Consider the following 17,967-nt stretch of genomic DNA (forward strand, 5'->3'; position numbering starts at 1 on the left):
TATAACACGAACTAAAGTCGGCCGCAACGCCGCGTCTTCATCCAGCCAGCGCTGCTTGACGACCCTTCGTTCGGGCCTGCCAGAGCGAGTGGCTCGCCAGCGCGACCATCATGATGGAGCCGCCGATCAATGTCATCGGGCGCGGTGTCTCCTCAAAGATCATCCAGATCCATACAGGTGCAAGGATGGTTTCGAGGAGGTAGAACATCGCCACCTCAGGACCGGACAGGTAGCGGGGGCCTGTGGCAAGGCACCAGAAGGCGAGCGGCATCATCAGGCCGCCGTCGAGAAGGATCCAGAACGGGTGATCGACAACCAGCCCTGCGGGCAGGGCATAGGATAGCCCGATGGCCGCCGGGATGACCGTCGCCAGCAGCGGCATGAAGCCCATTCCTCGCTTCGAGCCCCGGCCAATGGTGATGGCGCAGGCGGTGGTCAGCGCCGAAATGGCCGATAACAGGTCGCCGAGCCAATGTCCGCCGCCGATGCCATCGCCAACGATCAGCCCTACGCCCACCAGCATGGCCAGCATCGTGGCTATGGTGACGTTCGACGGTCGCTCGCCAATCACGAACCATGCAAGAAGGGCCGCGAACATCGGATTGAAGGCGAGGATGAATACGACATTCGCGGCGCTGGTGTAATAGACCGCGAGGATGAAGGTGACAGTGCCGATACCATAGAACAGGCCAACCCAGAGGCCGGTTGCGCCCGGCAGCAGCAGGCGCCATGGCCGTCCGCCCGCCCTGAGGACCAGCAGCAGGATAATGCCGACAGAAAGGGTAACGATATTGCGCAGGCCGAGGATCGACCAGGCTTCACCGCTGGAAAGACGAATGAGCGGGATGTCCATCGATAGCGCGAGGCCGCCGATGGTCGTCAGCAGGAGGCCCTTGCCATGGTCGGATAAGGCTGAAAATCCCATTCAGACAGCGCTGGGGTCGAGGGAGGCCGGGTCGAACCGTTCCCATCCGCGCGGCGTCAGATGCTCCTGCGGCTGGTAGCGCGTCTTGTAGTCCATCTTGCGAGAGCCGTTGACCCAGTATCCGAGGTAGACATGCGGCAGGCCGAGCAGCTTGGCGCGGCGGATATGGTCGAGGATCATGAAGGTGCCGAGCGAGCGCTTGTCGAGCGCTGGATTGTAATAGGAGTAGACCATCGACAGGCCGTCGCTCATGACGTCGGTGAGAGCTGCGGCCATGAGTTCGCCGGTCGGACGCTCCTGCAGGCCAGAACCTTCCTCGCGGCGGCGATACTCGATGATGCGTGTATTGACATGGGTATCCTCGACCATGATGGCGTAGTCGAGAACCGTCATGTCGGACATGCCACCCTGCTGGTGCCGGTCGTCGAGATAGCGGCGAAACAGCGAATATTGCTCGCTCGACGGCTGGGCAGGAAATTCCGTCGCGATGATGTCTTCGTTTGTCGCCACGACGCGGTTCATGGATCGTGTCGCCTGGAACTCCTGGGCTAGGATACGCACGGATACACAGGCACGGCACGCCTCGCAGGCCGGGCGATAGGCGATGTTCTGCGAGCGCCTGAAGCCGCCCTGGGTGAGGATGTCGTTCATCTCCGTGGCGCGCGCGCCGACCAGATGCGTGAACACCTTCCGCTCCATTTCGTGCGGCAGGTAAGGGCAGGCAGCCGGAGCGGTCAGATAGAACTGCGGAGATGGCGTTGTCTGCGTGTTCATCAGCCGAAAATCGACCTCTCGTCAGTCGTCAAAAGTGTGCCCGTTCAAGCATGGCGAAAGAATGCGAAACGTCAACACCGGGAATTGCTCCCGGGCTGACGTTTTGTCGCTTCTGCGAAACAAACTTCAATTCTGCAATGATATAGGCCCGATCCGCCTCAAATCGAGCGTACGGTCACCGTGCCGATCAGCAGGTCGTGCAGGAGCCTGCTGCGATCGGTGAACAAGCCGACGAGCAGCACCAGCGGCGTCAGTACCGAGTTGAGGATCCAGAACAGCACAAGATGGACGATCGCCGTCATGAAATCGATGCGCTGCCCGTCGATGCGGCGCATGCCGATGCCGACCGAGCGCATCCCGAGCGACGCTTGCGCTGGCCCGCCGACAGTCATGCCGAAGTACAAGCCTGCAACGATGACGAACAACGCCGGATACAGGAAGAATCCGAGCCCAAGCGTGGCCACTGACACGATGAACAGCAGGATCCCGGCCGGAATGCACAGCAGGGCAACGATGAAGTAATCGAGGATGAACGCGAACACGCGGCGGCTGAGAACGCCGCTATAGGTGCGCCAGTCGTCCTGTACGGCGGGAATTGGGCTAGGGTTCAACGACATCATCGTGCTCCGCGGTTACGTCGTCAGAGATATGGTATGGCCGCCGGGAAATCGCAAGAGCGCCAAGAAAACCGCCCCCGCAATAAGGGCGAGGGTGAGGGGCATGCCCCTCTAGCGTCATCGCGACGCCACAGCAATCAGCGGCCCCTCCCGAAAGCCAGACTGCGCTCACCTCTTGGCAAGCGCCTTGGCGACGTCGATGGCGAAATAGGTCAGGATCCCGTCGCATCCGGCGCGCTTGAAGGAGAGCAGGGTTTCCATCATGGCGCGGTCGCCGTCGATCCAGCCGTTCATCGCTGCCGCCTTGATCTGCGAGTATTCGCCTGAGACCTGGTAGGCATAGGTGGGCAGGCCGAACGCCTCCTTCAGCCGCCAACAGATATCGAGGTAGGGCAGGCCGGGCTTCACCATCAGCATGTCGGCGCCTTCCTCGACGTCCATGGTCGCCTCGCGCAAGGCCTCGGTGCCGTTGGCCGGGTCGATGTAATAGCTCTTCTTGTCGCCCTTCAGCAGGCCGCCGGTGTTGATCGCCTCGCGGTAGGGGCCATAGAAAGCGGAGGAGAACTTCGTCGCATAGGACATGATGCCGACCATCTGGTGGCCGTGGGCGTCCAGCGCGCGGCGGATTGCGCCGATGCGGCCGTCCATCATGTCCGACGGAGCAATGATGTCGGCGCCGGCATCGGCCTGGACGATGGCCGCCCGGACGATCTGGTCCACCGTCTCGTCATTGACGATCTCGCCATCGCGCAGGATGCCGTCATGGCCGTGGCTGGTGAAAGGGTCGAGCGCCACGTCGGTGATAATACCGATGTTGGGAACCTCCCTCTTGATGGCTCTGGTTGCGAGATTGATCAGGTTGTTCGCCTCAAGGCTCTGTGAGCCCGTCTGGTCGCGCAGTGCCATCTCGACGTCTGGAAAAGTGGCAATCGCCGGAATGCCGAGATCGGCGGCCATCCTGGCGGCCTCGACCGCCTTGTCTATCGTCATGCGGTTGACCCCGGGCATGGCCGTGATCGGATCGACGATGCCGGTACCGGGAATGAGAAAGATCGGCCAGATGAGATCGTCGACTGTCACCCGGTTTTCCTGCACCATGCGACGGGTCCAGTCGGCCTTGCGATTGCGGCGCATGCGCCGATGGCCGGTGATCTCGTCCACCAGGTGGGTCTTGTCCGACATGTCGGTCGTCCTTTATCTCTGTCCTTGTATAGGCCGCTCATTAGCATGGTGGCGATGCAAAATAAAACCAGACGAAAGGCCGCAGCCATCAAGCCGCTGGCGAGGTGCCGATTGCCTGCCTATGATTTGCTCATGAAACATGATTCTTCCGCCATTCCGAAACGCAGCGTCCTGGACATCCTGTTCATCGTCTTCCTGCGCCTGATCGCCGTGTCCTGCCTATGGTTCGGGCTGCAATACTGGTCGATGCTGGTGGGCTATTCTCTGGCTGGCCAGGGCCGCTTCGATTTGCTGAGTCTGCCCTGGAAGGTCGCCGGCGCAGGCCTTGCCGTCGTTTTTCCCGTTGCAGCTCTCGGCCTGTGGCTGACGGTGTCCTGGGGACCGGTCATCTGGCTCTGCGCCGCAGGCGGCCAGGCGCTGATGTACGGGGTGTGGCCGGAGGTGTTCGGCAGCAATCCGCTGGTGATGATCCTGCACGCCGCAGTGGTCATTCTCTACTGCATTTTTCGCGTCATGCTCTACGTGGAGAAGCGGCAGCGCCGCAAAAGTGTAACCGTTGATTTACCCTGAGACACATCGGGCCTTTGGTAAGGTGCTGTTAAGCCTGCAGTTTAAGTAGAATTTTATGTGTATTCGATAGTGTCTGTCTCAAGGCGGGAAGAAAACCAACACCGCCAAACAAAACAGTGAGGCAGTCATCATGAACACGAAAATCAAGCCGCAGGCCGTGTCTCCCGTCCAGGACGTCAAGGTCGAAGCCATCCGCGATCTCTACATGGAATCGCTGCACCTGGTCGAGCGTCTCCACCGCCGTCTCCTTGATGTCATCAAGGACGAGTTCGACCGCCAGGGTCGCAGCGACGTCAACGCCATCCAGGCACTTCTGCTTTTCAACATCGGCAACTCGGAACTGACCGCCGGCGAACTTCGCTCACGCGGCTATTATCTGGGCTCGAACGTTTCCTATAACGTTAAGAAGCTCGTCGATCTCGGCTTCATCAATCACCAGCGCTCGCGTATCGACCGTCGCTCTGTTCGCATCAGCCTGACCGACAGCGGTCAGGACATCGCCGAGACTGTCGCCAAACTCTACGAGCGCCACATCGGCTCCATCGACAAGGTCGGCGGCATCGGCACCGACGAATTCACTCAGATGAACAAGCTCCTGCAGCGCCTCGACCGCTTCTGGAACGACTCGATCATGTACCGCCTGTAAAATCTGCCGGGCCGTTATCCCAGATGGCCCGACCGAGACCTCCAGTTGGTGCCTGAGGGCGCAATCATGCGGTGACGCATGGTTGCGCCTGCTGGCATTTGTGCGGGGAAGACGAGATCCCGGCGGGCTGAGCCCGGAGGGTCTTCCCCTCAGAGCGAAAAACTTTTCCGTGCAGCGTCAGGCATGGCTGCTAAGATTGCCGCAATGCTTTCGTCGACGGAGAGGTGGGCGGTGTCGAGGCTGAGGTGCGGACTATCCCATGGCTCGTACTGACGTTGCGCAACATCTTCCCAGGTCGGCAGCTTCAATCCTTCGACAGCTGACGGTCGGCTTTCCACACGATGCCGATGCATCTCCGGGTCGGAACATACGACCTCGACCTCGATGAAGCTCACTTTTACCTCTGCTGCGATGTCCCTGAAGGCTGCACGGGTTATTTCGACAGGATTGACAGAGTCGGCAATCACGAATTGGCCGAGGGCGAGATTGTCTGCAGCGAGGCGGTAGCTCGTCAAATAGCCGGCCGGACCCACATCCTTGCCTTGCGGTAAAATCTCGGCAGAACGAATTGCCTGCTCAATGGAGTCTATGCGCAGGTAAACCGCCTTGGTCCGGCTTGCCAAGGCTTGGGCGATGGTGCTTTTCCCGCTGCCGGGCAATCCGCCAAAGATAAAAAACATCCGACAATTCTCCGTCGTTCGCATACGACACCAGTCGGCCACAGGTCTCCTGGTAGCATTGGCGATATTTACCGCTGCCACTGCGACAGATTTATATCGCCTCTCGATTGTTCGCGAATTCCAAATGCAGCGTTTTACCTTTCGCCGCCAGATCGTCACAGAAACGTAACGAAAACAATGCTATCTCGGCGTCGGACTGATCACGTGCCATCTGCAAATTTTGACGGGCCGTTATCCCAGATGACCCGGCAGAGACCTCCAGTTGGTGCCTGAAGGGCGCGACGGTGCAGGGATGTGCGGTCGCGCCCGCAGGTGTTCACCCGGCGCGACCATCTTTTCGCAAAATGTTATCTTGCAGTTTTGGTCATCAGGGCGCGACCGGCATTGCGGATGGTCAACGCCGAATCCGCCATCGGTGCGACGAGGCCGGCGGCAATGGCAGCCGTCAGGGCTTCAGCGTAATCTTCGCCTTCGAGGCCGTGCTTCTTGGAATGATTGAGGACAGCGCCGCGGGTGGAGGTCGGCGAGGCGCCGAAACGGCTGTTCTGAAAGGCATTTACGATGATCAGGTATTTTTCGTCGAGGGTCATGATAGCTCCGATGCGGTTCCGGTGGTGCTACCAGTAAGCGAGGCCAAGCGATACCTTCGTTCTGCACGGGTGGCAGAATTCTTGCATTATCTAGCTGTCCGGCCGATTTTTTGTGCTTTTTTCGGCCGGCTCCGACGCTGCTCGCCCCAATCTGCAGCTAGCCGCGGCGGCGCGATTTCGGTCTGGATGCCAATTGGTCGAGGGCGCCGGAATGGGCTTTTCCCCAGTTATAGAGCATCTCGATCGGCTCGACGAACTCAATGCCGAGGGGCGTCAGGCTGTATTCGACGCGCGGCGGGACAACGTCGAACACCTGCCGGGTAACCAGCCCGTCATTTTCCATCTCTCGGAGCGTCTGCGTCAGCATCTTCTTGCTGATGCCAGGCAGGCTGCGCTGCAGAACGCCGGTGCGGCAGGTTCCGCCGTGCAGCGTATGCAGTGCGTGCAGCACCATGCTCGTCCACTTGACGCTGAAGAGCTCCAGCACCCGGCGGGGCGCGCAGTCTTCCTCGTGGGTCGGTATATCGTCTTTCATGGGCACCTCCCGGTGGCTATGGCACTTAACGGTGCCTTCTAGCAGAGCCTGCGCAAATTGCCTATTTCCTCTTCAGCAAAAGGAGTTTGGAAACATGACGAAATCAGCCCTCATCATTGGCGCCACCGGCATTGTCGGCAATAACCTCGCCCGTCATCTCATCGACAAGGGTTTCGAGGTAGCAGGCCTTGCCCGCAATCCGGCAAGCGACATCGCCGGCCTGCGCCCGGTTGCCGCCAACCTGCTCGATCCCGAAAGTCTCGCCTCCGCCGTGCGCGACCTGAAGCCTAGCCATGTCTTCTTCAGCACATGGTCGCGTCAGGCGACTGAGCTCGAAAATATCCGCGTCAACGGCGCGATGGTAAAGAACCTGCTCGATGCGCTCCGCCCACACAAGTCGGTCGAGCACGTGGCGCTGGTCACCGGCCTCAAGCACTACCTCGGGCCTTTCGAGGCCTACGGCAAGGGCGTGCTGCCGGCCACACCGTTCCGCGAGGAGCAGGGTCGCCTCGAAGTCGATAATTTCTACTATGCACAGGAAGACGAGGTTTTCGCCGCCGCCAAGACCGATGGCTTTAGCTGGAGCGTCGACCGCCCGCACACCATCATCGGCTACGCACTCGGCAACGCCATGAACATGGGCGTGACGCTTGCCGTCTACGCCTCGATCTGCAAGGCGACCGGCCGTCCCTTCATCTTCCCGGGCTCGCCGATGCAGTGGAACGGCTTGTCGGATATGACAGACGCCCGCCTGCTCGCCCGCCATCTGGAATGGGCCTCGACCACGGATGCAGCTCGGAACAAGGATTTCAACGTCGTCAACGGCGATGTCTTCCGCTGGAGCTGGATGTGGCAGCGCATCGCTGCATGGTTCGACATCGAGCCACAGCCGCTGCCATCCGAAATGACGACGCTCGAATCACAGCTCGCCGATGCTGGACCGATCTGGGCGGACATCGCCGCCAAGAACGGTCTTGCGGAACATGACATCAACAAGCTCGCCTCCGCCTGGCACACGGACGCCGATCTCGGCCGCCCCATCGAGGTCATGACCGACATGAGCAAGAGCCGCAAACTCGGTTTCCTCGACTACCAGGCTACCGACGACAGCTTCACGGACCTCTTCACCCGCCTCCGGGAAGCCCGCATTATCCCCTGAGTTAAGGGGTCAAGCCGGGGATAGGCATGGTTCCGCCCCCGGCCGTGCCCTATATCGTCCCTGGCAAGGTAGCTCGTAATCCTTGGCCCCGTCGCTCGTCATCCTCGGGCTCGACCCGAGGACCCACGACCTCAGAGTGTTTTACGGGTCCTCGGGTCAAGCCCGAGGATGACGAACTCTGGAGGCTCGTCCACCATCATCACACCGCCCACCATTACCGACCGCGATAAACAAACGGCGGCGGGATCGCGAGCGAGTCGGCTTTGGCCCGCGCCGTCAGTTCGCCGCGCAATGGAGAGAATGCGCAGACGGGGTCTGTGGCGGCGGGGTCGCCGGCGAGCGCCATGGCCTGGCAGCGACAGCCGCCGAAATCGATGTGCTTTCGGTCGCATGAGCGGCAGGGTTCCTGCATCCAGTCGTCGCCGCGATAGGCGTTGAAGGCGGCGCTGTCGTACCAGATTTCGGAAAGCGGCCGCTCCGTGGCGTTGTCGAAGGCGAGGCCGGGGATAGTCTCGGCGGCGTGGCAGGGCAGCACCTTTCCTGAAGGCGTGACGTTGAGGCCGATGCGCGCCCAGCCGCCCATGCAGGCTTTGGGGAAACGCGCATGATGGTCGGCCGGCACATAGTCGATAACCAGCGTGCCTTCGAGCCGCTTGCGCGATGCATCGACGAAGGCGTTGGTCGCTTCCACCTGCTCCAGCGTCGGCATCAGGGCCTGCCGGTTGCGCTCCGCCCAGCCGTGGAACTGTACTGTGGCTATCTCGATGCGCCGGGCGCCGAGCGCGATGGCGAGATCGAGCATGCCGCCAATCTCTTCCATATTCTGCTTGTGGCAGACGGCGTTGACCGTCAGCGGAATGCCGGCTGCGCGCGTCCATTCAGCAACCGCCATCTTGCGCGCATAGCCACCCCGGTAGCCGCCGACCTGATCGGCCTTTTCAGGCGTGATGCCCTGGATCGATAGTTGCAGGTGGTCGAGACCGGCGTCGGCCAGTTCGGCGATGCGGGCTTCGGTGAGGCCGACGCCCGATGTGATGAGGTTGGTGTAGAGCCCGAAGCCGGCTGCCGCGCGCGTCAGTTCGACCAGATCGCGCCGCGACGCCGGCTCGCCGCCGGACAGATGCAGGTGCAGGACACCCATGGCTGCCGCCTGGCGAAAGATCTCGATCCACTGTTCGGTGCTGAGCTCCGCATTAGCCCGCACCAGCTCCAGCGGATTGGAGCAATAGGGGCAGGCGAGCGGACAGCGGTGCGTAAGCTCGGCAAGCAGCGCCATAGGCGGTGGAGCTGCAACGCGGCGCGCCTCCGCCATCGATTTTTCCGCTGAGAAGACGACGGTCATTGGACGACCTCCAGCATCCGGCGATTGGCGAACTCTTGCGCAAAGGCGATGATGTCGGCCAGAACCTGGTCCTTCGGAGCACCGAAATCGCGGGCAAAGCCGTCAGCGATCTGATCGAGGCTCTTCACGCCATCGAGTGCGCGGACGATGGCGACAGCGATCTCGTCGAGCGCCAGCGCCCGCTCGGGCGCCAGCAGCACCATCTGCTTGCGCACCGGGTCGTCGTGCAGCCGCACGCCGCGCGGCAGCTTGATGACGGTTTCGGCGGTGATGGTGACTGTCTGTTGGTCGCTCACAGGCGCTGTCCCTTCGGGAAATCATCATCCGGCGAAAAAGCAATGACCGCCTCGCGGCCATCCCATCCCCCGGGCGGAATGCGGCCGGGCGTTACATAGGCGGAATAAAGCGCGTCGAGTTGAGACCAGAGCACATCGGTCTTGAAGGTCAGTGCCGCTGCGGCCGCATCCTGCTTTTCCAGCGTATCGGCATGGTCGAGTACATAGCCGAGCCCGAAGGCTACCTCCTCTGGTGCTTCGTTGAGACGCTGGCGAAAATAGGCGAGTGCCCGATCGTCGGCAAAGGCATAGTGCTTCAGCAATCCGGCAATGCGGTCGGCGTGGATTTTCGGTGCAAACATTTCTGTCAGCGACGAGGCGACGGCTTCCAGCATCGGCTTCTCGCGCACGAAATGCAGATAGGCGTCGACGGCGAAGCGGGTTCCGGCCAGCACACCCCTCGTCGATGCAACATAATCCGGATCGAGACCGACGGCTTCGGCAAGCTTCAGCCAACGGCGGATACCACCGCCTTCCTCGATGCCGCCATCATGATCCTCGATCCGCCGGCGCCAGGCGCGGCGCAGATCGGGGTTGTCCGAGCGAGACATGAAAGCGGCATCCTTCATGGGGATGCGGCTCTGATAGTAGAACCGGTTGATCACCCAGGCGCGCACCTGTGTCAGGCTACATTCGCCGCCGTGCAGCATGACGTGGAAAGGGTGCTTGTCATGGTATCGTTCCGCGCCGATGGCCCTCAGGCGATCTTCGAAACTGTGTCGGTCAGGTGTTTGTTGCAAGATTGATCTCCATGCCGTCATGGCCGACCTCGAAACCCGCATTATAGACTTTGTCGCGGGCAGGGCCTTGTCGCCAAATCGGATTGGTATTGTTGATATGGACGTAAATTTTTCGCCCGATGGTCGCGCTCGAAAGCGCCTCCAGGCTGCCGCCAGCGCCATCAATCGGCATATGACCCATGCGCCGGCCGGTCTTCTGCCCTGTACCGCTGAGGAGCATCTCGTCGTCGGTAAACAGCGTGCCGTCGAAAAGCAGCAGATCGGCGCCATCGATACGGGACATTAGCTTTTCCGTGAGCGCAGCGCAGCCGGGGATGTAATAGGCGCGCTGGTTTCCTGACTTAAGTTCGATGCCGACGGTCTGTTCGCCTTCGAGGCCGATCTCCGGATTGTCGTCCTCCAGGAATAGCGGCAGCTTGCCCGGCACGGGGAACAACTCTGCCGTCAATCCCGGGAGAAGCTGCAAGGGGGTGCCGAGAGCGATCGTTTGCCGCTGGACAAATGCGGGGTCGAGTGCCGAAAAAACCGGATTGCCAGACAGGATGTCGGCCAGGGCTTCCGTCATGAAGAGCCCGAATGCCTGCTTTTCCCGCAGGACAAGCAGCCCTGCGATGTGGTCGATATCGCCATTGGTGACGACAACGCTACGGATGGGGGAGTGCCGGAGTTCGCGGGGGTGCAGGGCGCTGTTGTCCGCTATCTGCTGGCGGATATCCGGCGAGGCATTGAGTATGGCCCAGTTTTCACCGTCGACGCTGACGGCAACGGAAGACTGGGTCTGCGGGCTCAGTCCGGATCCCTTGACCCGGGCCAGCCTGCAGTTGTCGCAGCCGCAATTCCATTGCGGCAATCCGCCGCCGGCTGCGGTCCCGAGCACGAGAAAGCGCATATCTGTCAAACCCGTGCTCCGGTTGCTTCAGTCCTAGAACAGGACGGGTTCGCTGCCGTCGGCCGGAGCGTAACGGTTGATTTCCATGCCGCAGCTAACTTCGATGAATTTTGGTGCATGCCATTTCATGATGGAATCTCCTGTTCGTGAATGTGAGGGCAGGGCAATCTGCTCCCAACCTTAAACTTCGCCCGGCCCGTTTCCGTTCCGAGCGACCGTGTCGAAAAAGGCAGGTCTTTCACCATCTTGGTTCACTTACCCGTGACAGGATTGCAAGTGTCCGGCTGATACAGCGTGACGCCAACGCGCCTGTCGGGTTCTGAACCAGAACCAAAAGACGACTGCCGGTGACAACTCTGACGGCAAGCGATCAAAAAGTAAATTCAAATCGATAGGGAGGCTAATAATGTCACCGCGACGCCTCCGACTTTGCCGGCAGTGCGCTGGCTCCTCGAGTATCAACCGTTCTATTCCAGCGCACCGTCCGGCAACGGGGCAGGCGGCGCCTTCTTCGGCGCGACCTTCTTGCGCACGGTCTTTGCCTTGCTGGCCTTGCTGACTTTCAGCACCCGGCCGGCTGCCTTTGCTTGTTCCAGCATCATCTCGATCTGGATTTGCTGGATCTCGGTCAGCCGCTCCCACTGGCGATTGAGCAGGTGGTCGACTTTTTCATGCAGGTGGCGGATTTCGAGCTCGGCCTTGAGGTTGACCTTGTAGTCGTTGAGCGCCCGCAAGCGGTCTTTTGCCTCCTGCCGACGCTGGCTCATCATGATGACCGGAGCCTGCAGGGCTGCGATTGTCGAGAGAATGAGGTTGAGCAGAATGAATGGATAGGCGTCAAAGGCCTGGGTGGCGCCCATGACGACATTGATGAGCATCCAGATGGCGAGAAACGCGCAGAAGGAGATGATAAAGGTCCAGCTGCCGCCGAAGGAGGCGACGACGTCGGACATGCGATCGCCGATCGACCGGTGGTCCTCGTAGTCTTCTTCGATATTCTCGGCCAGCGTGTCGTGCGTCTTCAGGCTCTCGACGACTTCGTCTTCCAGCGTCGACAGTTCGCCGCGCTCGTCCTTCAGCAGTTCGGCGATATACTGGCCGCGGTACTCGTCCATCGCCTTGCGACTGAGATAGTCGTCCGATCGAATGCCCGGATGCTTCTGGCGGACGAAATCGGCGAGCGACGGCCGCAGGTCGTCGAAATGCACGGCGTCCTTCTTCTTCAGGGCCGCGCCGGTAATCGCGTCGATCAGCTTGACGGACTTGGCCTTGGCTTGCGCGAGGCTCCGCGTGTAGTCGTCCATCTCGACGGTCGCGGCTTCACCCTGACCGGCGTCGAAATCCACCATGCCTTCTTCCGTTTCGATCGCATTCTCTTCAGCCATGGCGAATCCCTTCTTTCGATTGTTTGTTCGTCTAGACAGGCTTCTGAACAGGATTGTGACCGAAGTCCCTCGTGCGTCAGCTCTTGGTACGAGTGATGAGCACGATTTCCAGGCGACGACAAGAGGCGATGCCAACCATTGCCTGCTGTGGATTTTCTGCCACGCCGGCGACCTTGTTTCGAATGCAACCATGAGGGCCGCGCGTCGCTGATTGACGCCTATGCCGGATGCACTATGAGCATGCGGACCGTCTTGTTTCAGCAACACTGAATGATCATTTTTCGCCGTCGGACCATGCAAGCAAGTTCCGTGCCTGACGACACGAATCGGCCATATTGGTATGACAGCGAAATGGGATGGCAGACGTGCGCCTCCGGCCCGAATGCCTTGTTTGCCAAGGCTTTGACCTCTCAAAATTGTGATGGTCAAAAATGAGGTTCGGACCGGTGTGGACGCAACAGATCGCTGCGTGCCGCGTTATGCAGTGCGAGTGTTTCCAGAATTTCGCTTTTGGCCGCAGACGATCATCGTCGCCGGCGTGGAATGGTAGGGTTATGTCGAAGAAAAACGGAATTGTAGACTTCTCACGCCGCGCCTTTCTGCGGTCGGCAGCAACCGTCGGCGCCGTCGCTATGGCAGGCCCGGTATTCGCTCAGTCGGCAATGGACGATATCATCAATGCGCCGCGGCGCGGCTCCTGGGATGACCAGTTCGACGCCAAGTCCGCCTCCCGCACGGCCGCCGCGATGGTATCGAACACCCCGATCCTGAGCCCGGACTCGGTTTCCAACATCCAGCAGGCGATTGCCCAGTATCAGGCGATTGCAGCAAACGGCGGATGGCCGCAGATCGACGTCGGCGATAACAAGCTGCAACTCGGCGTTTCCGACCCCATCGTCGAAACGCTGCGGCAGCGCCTTGCCATCACCGGCGACCTGCCGCGCGAGGCTGGCATGTCGCCTGCGTTCGACTCCTATGTCGACGGCGCAGTAAAGCGGTTCCAGGCCCGTCACGGCCTGCCGCCAGATGGCCGTCTTGGCGAATACACCGTCAAGGCACTGAACGTGACGGCAAACGTCCGCCTACAGCAGCTGAATACCAACCTGATCCGCCTCCAGACCTTCCCGGCAGACCTCGGTCGCCGCCACGTGATGGTCAATATTCCGGCGACCTATGTCGAAGCCGTGCAGGACGGCCAGGTGGCGCTCCGTCACATGGCGATCGTCGGCCGTATGGCGCGCCCGACCCACATCATTAACTCGAAGATCTTCGAGGTGATCCTCAATCCTTATTGGACCTCGCCGCGCTCGATCGTCGAAAAAGACATCATGCCGATCATGCGCAAGGATCCGACATACCTGGCGAAGAACAACATCCGCCTGTTCGACCCCAAGGGCACGGAAGTCGCGCCGGAATCGGTGGACTGGAATGCCGACAAGGCGCCGAACCTGATGTTCCGTCAGGATCCGGGCAAGAACAACGCCATGGCCTCTGCCAAGATCAACTTCTACAACCCGAACAACGAATATATGCACGACACGCCGGAGCAGGGCCTGTTCAACAAGCTGATGCGCTTCGACAGTTCGGGCTGTGTGCGCGTTCAGAACGTCCGCGATCTCGTCGTCTGGCTGCTTGCCGAGACGCCGGGATGGCCGCGCCAGCATATTGAAAGTGTGATCGCCAGCCGTATCAACACGCCTATCAAGCTACCCGAGGAAATTCCGGTTTATTTCGCCTATATTTCCGCCTGGGGTGCGGGCAATGGCGTGGTGCAGTTCCGCGACGACATCTATCAGCTGGACGGCAACTCCCAGCTGGCCCTGGATACGACGCAGGGCATGGAAAAGCCGGTTCAGTAAGCTCAACGATGCAATATTCGACGAAAGCCGCGCCCCGTTGCGCGGCTTTCGTGTTTCTGCGGGCAGGACACCGCGGTTTGCCTAGCAAATGTCGCGGATCGTCTTGCCCTCGCAAGGCCGCGACGCTAAGACGTCATGCATTCCAGATCCGGAGATTTGACGATGACCCATCCTTCCACCGAGCCCTTCTTCAATCGCCCGCTGTCCGAGGCCGATCCTGAAATCTTCGGCGCGATCACCAAGGAACTGGGTCGTCAGCGACACGAGATCGAACTGATCGCCTCCGAAAACATCGTCTCGCGCGCCGTGCTGGAAGCGCAGGGCTCGATCATGACCAACAAATATGCCGAGGGATATCCGGGCAAGCGCTACTACGGCGGCTGCCAGTTCGTCGACATCGCCGAGGAGCTGGCCATCTCGCGCGCCAAGCAGCTGTTCGGCGTCGAGTTCGCCAACGTCCAGCCAAACTCCGGCAGCCAAATGAACCAGGCTGTCTTTCTGGCGCTGCTGCAGCCGGGCGACACATTCATGGGCCTTGACCTCAATTCCGGTGGTCACCTGACGCACGGCTCGCCGGTCAACATGTCAGGCAAGTGGTTCAACGTCGTTTCCTACGGCGTGCGCGAAGGCGACAACCTGCTCGACATGGAAGAAGTTGCCCGCAAGGCCGAGGAAACCAAGCCGAAGCTGATCATCGCCGGTGGCACGGCCTATTCCCGCACCTGGAACTGGAAGCGTTTCCGTGAGATCGCAGACTCTGTCGGTGCCTACCTGATGGTCGACATGGCTCACATCGCCGGCCTCGTTGCCGGTGGCCAGCATCCGTCGCCGTTCCCTCATTGCCACGTGGCGACGACCACGACCCACAAGTCGCTCCGCGGCCCGCGTGGTGGCATGATCCTTACCAATGATGAGGGTCTGGCAAAAAAGTTCAACTCGGCCGTCTTCCCGGGCCTGCAGGGCGGACCGCTGATGCACGTCATCGCCGCCAAGGCCGTCGCATTCGGCGAAGCGCTGAAGCCTGAATTCAAGGAATACGCCGCCCAGGTGGTCAAGAACGCCAAGACCCTGGCCGAAACGCTGATGGCCGGCGGTGTCGACGTCGTCTCCGGCGGCACCGACAACCACCTGCTGCTGGTCGACCTGCGCAAGAAGAACGCCACAGGCAAGCGCGCCGAGGCAGCCCTTGGCCGCGCCTACATCACCTGCAACAAGAACGGCATCCCCTTCGATCCGGAAAAGCCCTTCGTCACCTCGGGCGTCCGCCTCGGCACGCCAGCCGGCACGACGCGCGGTTTCAAGGAGGCCGAATTTAAGGAAATCGGCAATGTCATCATAGAGGTGCTTGACGGCCTGAAGGTCGCCAACTCCGACGAAGGCAATGCCGTAGTCGAAGCTGCCGTCCGTGAGAAGGTCCTGGCCCTGACCAATCGCTTCCCGATGTACGACTACATCGGCTGAGGGATTTAAATGCGCTGCCCATATTGCGGGACCGAAGACACCCAGGTGAAGGATTCGCGTCCGGCGGAGGATAACACCTCCATCCGCCGGCGGCGCATCTGCCCGGAATGCGGCGGTCGCTTCACGACCTTCGAGCGCGTGCAGTTGCGCGAACTCATGGTCACCAAGAAGACCGGCCGCAAGGTTCTGTTCGACCGCAACAAGCTGGTGCGTTCCTTCGAGATCGCGCTGCGCAAGCGCCCGGTGGATCGAGACCGCATCGAGCGCGCCGTCTCCGGCATTGTCCGTCGTCTTGAAAGTTCCGGCGAGACCGAGATCTCGTCCGAGCAGATCGGCCTGCAGGTTCTGGAAGCCCTGAAGACGCTCGACGATGTCGCTTTCGTCCGTTACGCCTCTGTCTATCGGGACTTTTCCCATGCCGAGGATTTCGAAAAGGTCATCGCCGAGATCAACGCGAAGATCGCCCGCGATCCACTGGACGGCTGAGCGATGACTGGCCCAAAGTCGGCAACCGATGAATTCTTCATGGCCGAGGCCATCGCCCTCGGGCGCCGGCATCTCGGCCAGACCAGCACCAACCCTTCCGTCGGCTGTGTCATCGTCAAGGATGGCAGTGTTGTCGGCAGCGCGGTGACGGCTCTCGGCGGCCGACCGCATGCAGAGCCGCAGGCCCTGGCCGCAGCAGGCGAGTCGGCCCAGGGCGCTACGGCCTACGTCACGCTCGAACCCTGTTCCCATTACGGTCGCACGCCGCCCTGTGCCAATGCGCTGATTGCAGTAGGCGTTTCGCGCGTTGTCGTCAGCGTCGGTGATCCCGATGCCCGCGTCGCCGGTCGTGGTCTCCAGATGCTGCGGGCCGCCGGCATTACTGTCGAGACCGGCGTATTGGAGACGGAGGGCTGCCGGTCGATGGCTGGCTACCTCATGCGGCAGACTCAAGGCCGTCCCTATGTCACTGTCAAGCTTGCCATTTCCGCCGATGGCATGATCGGCAGGTTGGGTGCGGGACAGGTCGCGATCACCGGTCCGCAAGCCCGCGCTGCAGTCCAGCTTCTGCGCGCCGAGAGCGATGCTATCCTCGTCGGCATCGGTACCGCCATTGCAGACGATCCGCTGCTGACCTGCCGGGCGCCGGGTCTCGAACACCGCTCTCCCATTCGGGTGGTGCTTGATCGGAGGCTTGAACTGCCGCTGTCCTCGAACCTGGCAAAGACTGCCGGGGAGGTACCTGTGATTTCGGTCGGGCTCGTCAATGACGCGGACCGGCGCGCGGCTCTCCGGGATGCAGGCATCGAGATCCTCGATCAGGATCCGAAAGATCTGGCGATGCTGCTGACGACGCTTGGCGGTCGCGGCATATCCTCGCTGCTGGTGGAGGGCGGCGCTAAGACTATCCGCAGTTTTCTCGCGGCCAGTCTCGTCGACCGCATCCTGCTATTTCAAGCACCCATCACCATCGGCACGGATGGCCTTGCATCGCCGGTTCAAAGCACCGATATCCCTGCAGGCTTCACCCATGTCGGCACCGAAGTCTACGGCGACGATCGCTGCGACACCTATGAGAGAGACATCTGATGTTCACCGGAATTGTCACCGATATCGGCACCGTCGAAGAAGTTTCCCCCATGAAGGAGGGCATCAAGCTTCGCGTCGCCACCATCTACGATCCGCAGACCATCGCCATGGGCGCATCGATCTCCCATTCGGGCATCTGCCTGACGGTGACCGGTCTTCCCGAAGGCGGAAGCAACGATCGCTGGTTCGAGGTGGAAGCCTGGGAAGAGGCCCTTCGCCTGACAACGGTTGGCACCTGGACGGCAGGCACCCGCATTAATCTCGAGCGCTCCCTGAAGATCGGTGATGAACTCGGCGGCCACATCGTCTCCGGCCATATCGACGGCAAGGCCGAGATCTTGTCGGTTACAGAGGAGGGCGAGGCCACCCGTTATCGCCTGCGCGCACCAGAGCACCTCGCCAAATTCGTGGCGCCGAAGGGCTCGATTGCTCTCGACGGCACATCGCTCACCGTCAACGCCGTGAATGGCACCGATTTCGACGTTCTGCTCATCCGTCACACGCTCGAGGTCACCACCTGGGGCGAGCGCAAGACCGGCGATTTCGTCAATTTCGAAGTCGACACCATGGCGCGATACGCCGCGCGACTGGCAGAGTTCCCGGCCGCGCAAGCGGGTTGAAGCGTGCGGTCATCATCAAAAAGCGACCTTTTCGCTGCATTTCGTAATCTTGGCGTAAGAAATCTGCGTTAGGCGCTGCGGGT

Annotated in this window: 21 protein-coding genes; 8 read left to right on the forward strand and 13 right to left on the reverse strand. The window is 60.9% G+C overall.

What is annotated here, in order from left to right:
• Positions 1–37: 37 nt before the first annotated feature.
• The 4 genes from J5274_RS10470 to hemB form a co-directional block, all read right to left on the reverse strand.
• Positions 38–925, reverse strand: a complete 888-nt coding sequence (locus J5274_RS10470) for a DMT family transporter (protein ID WP_142829603.1) — start codon at positions 923–925, stop codon at positions 38–40.
• Positions 926–1,699 (reverse strand): arginyltransferase, encoded by a 774-nt coding sequence (locus J5274_RS10475; RefSeq protein ID WP_142829601.1) that lies wholly within the window; start codon positions 1,697–1,699, stop codon positions 926–928. It abuts the gene before it with no gap.
• A gap of 158 nt (positions 1,700–1,857) precedes the next feature.
• Entirely contained in the window at positions 1,858–2,316 is a 459-nt protein-coding gene (locus tag J5274_RS10480) for an RDD family protein (protein WP_111220496.1), read from the reverse strand.
• 168 nt (positions 2,317–2,484) lie between these two features.
• Positions 2,485–3,498, reverse strand: a complete 1,014-nt coding sequence (gene hemB, locus J5274_RS10485) for a porphobilinogen synthase (RefSeq protein WP_142829599.1) — start codon at positions 3,496–3,498, stop codon at positions 2,485–2,487.
• A gap of 132 nt (positions 3,499–3,630) precedes the next feature.
• Between hemB and J5274_RS10490 the strand changes: the two genes are divergently transcribed.
• Both J5274_RS10490 and ldtR read left to right on the forward strand, forming a co-directional pair.
• Positions 3,631–4,068 (forward strand): DUF6163 family protein, encoded by a 438-nt coding sequence (locus tag J5274_RS10490; RefSeq protein ID WP_142829597.1) that lies wholly within the window; start codon positions 3,631–3,633, stop codon positions 4,066–4,068.
• A gap of 130 nt (positions 4,069–4,198) precedes the next feature.
• Positions 4,199–4,714, forward strand: a complete 516-nt coding sequence (gene ldtR / locus J5274_RS10495) for a transcriptional regulator LdtR (RefSeq protein WP_142829595.1) — start codon at positions 4,199–4,201, stop codon at positions 4,712–4,714.
• Between the two features lie 149 nt (positions 4,715–4,863).
• On the opposite strand, the gene J5274_RS10500 is transcribed toward ldtR, so the two are convergent.
• From J5274_RS10500 to J5274_RS10510, 3 genes are all read right to left on the reverse strand, one after another.
• Positions 4,864–5,418 carry an AAA family ATPase gene (locus tag J5274_RS10500; protein WP_307877634.1) on the reverse strand — a complete coding sequence of 185 codons (555 nt, stop codon included), beginning with the start codon at positions 5,416–5,418 and terminating at the stop codon, positions 4,864–4,866.
• A 323-nt stretch (positions 5,419–5,741) separates the two neighbouring features.
• Entirely contained in the window at positions 5,742–5,984 is a 243-nt protein-coding gene (locus J5274_RS10505) for a hypothetical protein (protein ID WP_111220501.1), read from the reverse strand.
• 157 nt (positions 5,985–6,141) lie between these two features.
• Complete coding sequence (locus tag J5274_RS10510) at positions 6,142–6,519, reverse strand: helix-turn-helix domain-containing protein (RefSeq protein WP_142829593.1); 378 nt, start codon at positions 6,517–6,519, stop codon at positions 6,142–6,144.
• A 94-nt stretch (positions 6,520–6,613) separates the two neighbouring features.
• Between J5274_RS10510 and J5274_RS10515 the strand changes: the two genes are divergently transcribed.
• Positions 6,614–7,678 (forward strand): SDR family oxidoreductase, encoded by a 1,065-nt coding sequence (locus tag J5274_RS10515; RefSeq protein WP_219274585.1) that lies wholly within the window; start codon positions 6,614–6,616, stop codon positions 7,676–7,678.
• 214 nt (positions 7,679–7,892) lie between these two features.
• On the opposite strand, the gene pqqE is transcribed toward J5274_RS10515, so the two are convergent.
• The 6 genes from pqqE to J5274_RS10545 all read right to left on the reverse strand — a co-directional run bounded on the left by pqqE (position 7,893) and on the right by J5274_RS10545 (position 12,369).
• Positions 7,893–9,020, reverse strand: coding sequence for a pyrroloquinoline quinone biosynthesis protein PqqE (gene pqqE, locus J5274_RS10520; RefSeq protein ID WP_161990954.1), 1,128 nt, complete (start codon positions 9,018–9,020; stop codon positions 7,893–7,895).
• Positions 9,017–9,316, reverse strand: coding sequence for a pyrroloquinoline quinone biosynthesis peptide chaperone PqqD (gene pqqD / locus J5274_RS10525; RefSeq protein WP_142829589.1), 300 nt, complete (start codon positions 9,314–9,316; stop codon positions 9,017–9,019). The genes pqqE and pqqD overlap by 4 nt, the downstream gene beginning before the upstream one ends.
• Positions 9,313–10,116: a pyrroloquinoline-quinone synthase PqqC gene (pqqC, locus tag J5274_RS10530; RefSeq protein ID WP_142829587.1), complete on the reverse strand. Its 804-nt coding sequence runs from the start codon at positions 10,114–10,116 to the stop codon at positions 9,313–9,315. Before pqqC ends, pqqD begins: the two co-directional genes overlap by 4 nt.
• The gene (gene pqqB, locus J5274_RS10535) at positions 10,079–10,984 is read right to left on the reverse strand and encodes a pyrroloquinoline quinone biosynthesis protein PqqB (protein ID WP_142829908.1); all 906 of its coding nucleotides are present in this window, start codon (positions 10,982–10,984) and stop codon (positions 10,079–10,081) included. Before pqqB ends, pqqC begins: the two co-directional genes overlap by 38 nt.
• Positions 10,985–11,017: 33 nt before the next feature.
• Positions 11,018–11,113: a pyrroloquinoline quinone precursor peptide PqqA gene (gene pqqA, locus J5274_RS10540; protein ID WP_111220508.1), complete on the reverse strand. Its 96-nt coding sequence runs from the start codon at positions 11,111–11,113 to the stop codon at positions 11,018–11,020.
• 338 nt (positions 11,114–11,451) lie between these two features.
• On the reverse strand, positions 11,452–12,369 hold the full coding sequence (locus J5274_RS10545; protein WP_142829585.1) for a DUF1003 domain-containing protein: 918 nt from the start codon (positions 12,367–12,369) through the stop codon (positions 11,452–11,454).
• A 554-nt stretch (positions 12,370–12,923) separates the two neighbouring features.
• Between J5274_RS10545 and J5274_RS10550 the strand changes: the two genes are divergently transcribed.
• The 5 genes from J5274_RS10550 (at position 12,924) to J5274_RS10570 (ending at position 17,884) form a co-directional block, all read left to right on the forward strand.
• A complete protein-coding gene (locus tag J5274_RS10550) occupies positions 12,924–14,228 on the forward strand; it encodes a murein L,D-transpeptidase (RefSeq protein ID WP_142829584.1) in 1,305 nt (434 codons plus the stop codon).
• A 162-nt stretch (positions 14,229–14,390) separates the two neighbouring features.
• Positions 14,391–15,689 carry a serine hydroxymethyltransferase gene (gene glyA / locus J5274_RS10555; protein WP_142829582.1) on the forward strand — a complete coding sequence of 433 codons (1,299 nt, stop codon included), beginning with the start codon at positions 14,391–14,393 and terminating at the stop codon, positions 15,687–15,689.
• 9 nt (positions 15,690–15,698) lie between these two features.
• Positions 15,699–16,175 carry a transcriptional regulator NrdR gene (nrdR, locus tag J5274_RS10560; protein WP_111220512.1) on the forward strand — a complete coding sequence of 159 codons (477 nt, stop codon included), beginning with the start codon at positions 15,699–15,701 and terminating at the stop codon, positions 16,173–16,175.
• Between the two features lie 3 nt (positions 16,176–16,178).
• On the forward strand, positions 16,179–17,264 hold the full coding sequence (gene ribD, locus J5274_RS10565; RefSeq protein ID WP_142829580.1) for a bifunctional diaminohydroxyphosphoribosylaminopyrimidine deaminase/5-amino-6-(5-phosphoribosylamino)uracil reductase RibD: 1,086 nt from the start codon (positions 16,179–16,181) through the stop codon (positions 17,262–17,264).
• Positions 17,264–17,884 (forward strand): riboflavin synthase, encoded by a 621-nt coding sequence (locus J5274_RS10570; protein ID WP_142829578.1) that lies wholly within the window; start codon positions 17,264–17,266, stop codon positions 17,882–17,884. The genes ribD and J5274_RS10570 overlap by 1 nt, the downstream gene beginning before the upstream one ends.
• The last annotated feature ends 83 nt before the right edge of the window (positions 17,885–17,967 follow it).

The organism is Rhizobium sp. L51/94 (assembly GCF_019355555.1).
Lineage (GTDB): Bacteria > Pseudomonadota > Alphaproteobacteria > Rhizobiales > Rhizobiaceae > Rhizobium > Rhizobium rhododendri.

Bases quoted from the DNA above. Each gene is read 5' to 3' on its own strand.
- J5274_RS10470 (WP_142829603.1), bottom strand. From the start codon at position 925: ATGGGATTTTCAGCCTTATCCGACCATGGCAAGGGCCTCCTGCTGACG.
- J5274_RS10475 (WP_142829601.1), bottom strand. From the start codon at position 1,699: ATGAACACGCAGACAACGCCATCTCCGCAGTTCTATCTGACCGCTCCG.
- J5274_RS10480 (WP_111220496.1), bottom strand. From the start codon at position 2,316: ATGTCGTTGAACCCTAGCCCAATTCCCGCCGTACAGGACGACTGGCGC.
- hemB (WP_142829599.1), bottom strand. From the start codon at position 3,498: ATGTCGGACAAGACCCACCTGGTGGACGAGATCACCGGCCATCGGCGC.
- J5274_RS10490 (WP_142829597.1), top strand. From the start codon at position 3,631: ATGAAACATGATTCTTCCGCCATTCCGAAACGCAGCGTCCTGGACATC.
- ldtR (WP_142829595.1), top strand. From the start codon at position 4,199: ATGAACACGAAAATCAAGCCGCAGGCCGTGTCTCCCGTCCAGGACGTC.
- J5274_RS10500 (WP_307877634.1), bottom strand. From the start codon at position 5,418: ATGCGAACGACGGAGAATTGTCGGATGTTTTTTATCTTTGGCGGATTG.
- J5274_RS10505 (WP_111220501.1), bottom strand. From the start codon at position 5,984: ATGACCCTCGACGAAAAATACCTGATCATCGTAAATGCCTTTCAGAAC.
- J5274_RS10510 (WP_142829593.1), bottom strand. From the start codon at position 6,519: ATGAAAGACGATATACCGACCCACGAGGAAGACTGCGCGCCCCGCCGG.
- J5274_RS10515 (WP_219274585.1), top strand. From the start codon at position 6,614: ATGACGAAATCAGCCCTCATCATTGGCGCCACCGGCATTGTCGGCAAT.
- pqqE (WP_161990954.1), bottom strand. From the start codon at position 9,020: ATGACCGTCGTCTTCTCAGCGGAAAAATCGATGGCGGAGGCGCGCCGC.
- pqqC (WP_142829587.1), bottom strand. From the start codon at position 10,116: ATGACGGCATGGAGATCAATCTTGCAACAAACACCTGACCGACACAGT.
- pqqB (WP_142829908.1), bottom strand. From the start codon at position 10,984: ATGCGCTTTCTCGTGCTCGGGACCGCAGCCGGCGGCGGATTGCCGCAA.
- pqqA (WP_111220508.1), bottom strand. From the start codon at position 11,113: ATGAAATGGCATGCACCAAAATTCATCGAAGTTAGCTGCGGCATGGAA.
- J5274_RS10545 (WP_142829585.1), bottom strand. From the start codon at position 12,369: ATGGCTGAAGAGAATGCGATCGAAACGGAAGAAGGCATGGTGGATTTC.
- J5274_RS10550 (WP_142829584.1), top strand. From the start codon at position 12,924: ATGTCGAAGAAAAACGGAATTGTAGACTTCTCACGCCGCGCCTTTCTG.
- glyA (WP_142829582.1), top strand. From the start codon at position 14,391: ATGACCCATCCTTCCACCGAGCCCTTCTTCAATCGCCCGCTGTCCGAG.
- nrdR (WP_111220512.1), top strand. From the start codon at position 15,699: ATGCGCTGCCCATATTGCGGGACCGAAGACACCCAGGTGAAGGATTCG.
- ribD (WP_142829580.1), top strand. From the start codon at position 16,179: ATGACTGGCCCAAAGTCGGCAACCGATGAATTCTTCATGGCCGAGGCC.
- J5274_RS10570 (WP_142829578.1), top strand. From the start codon at position 17,264: ATGTTCACCGGAATTGTCACCGATATCGGCACCGTCGAAGAAGTTTCC.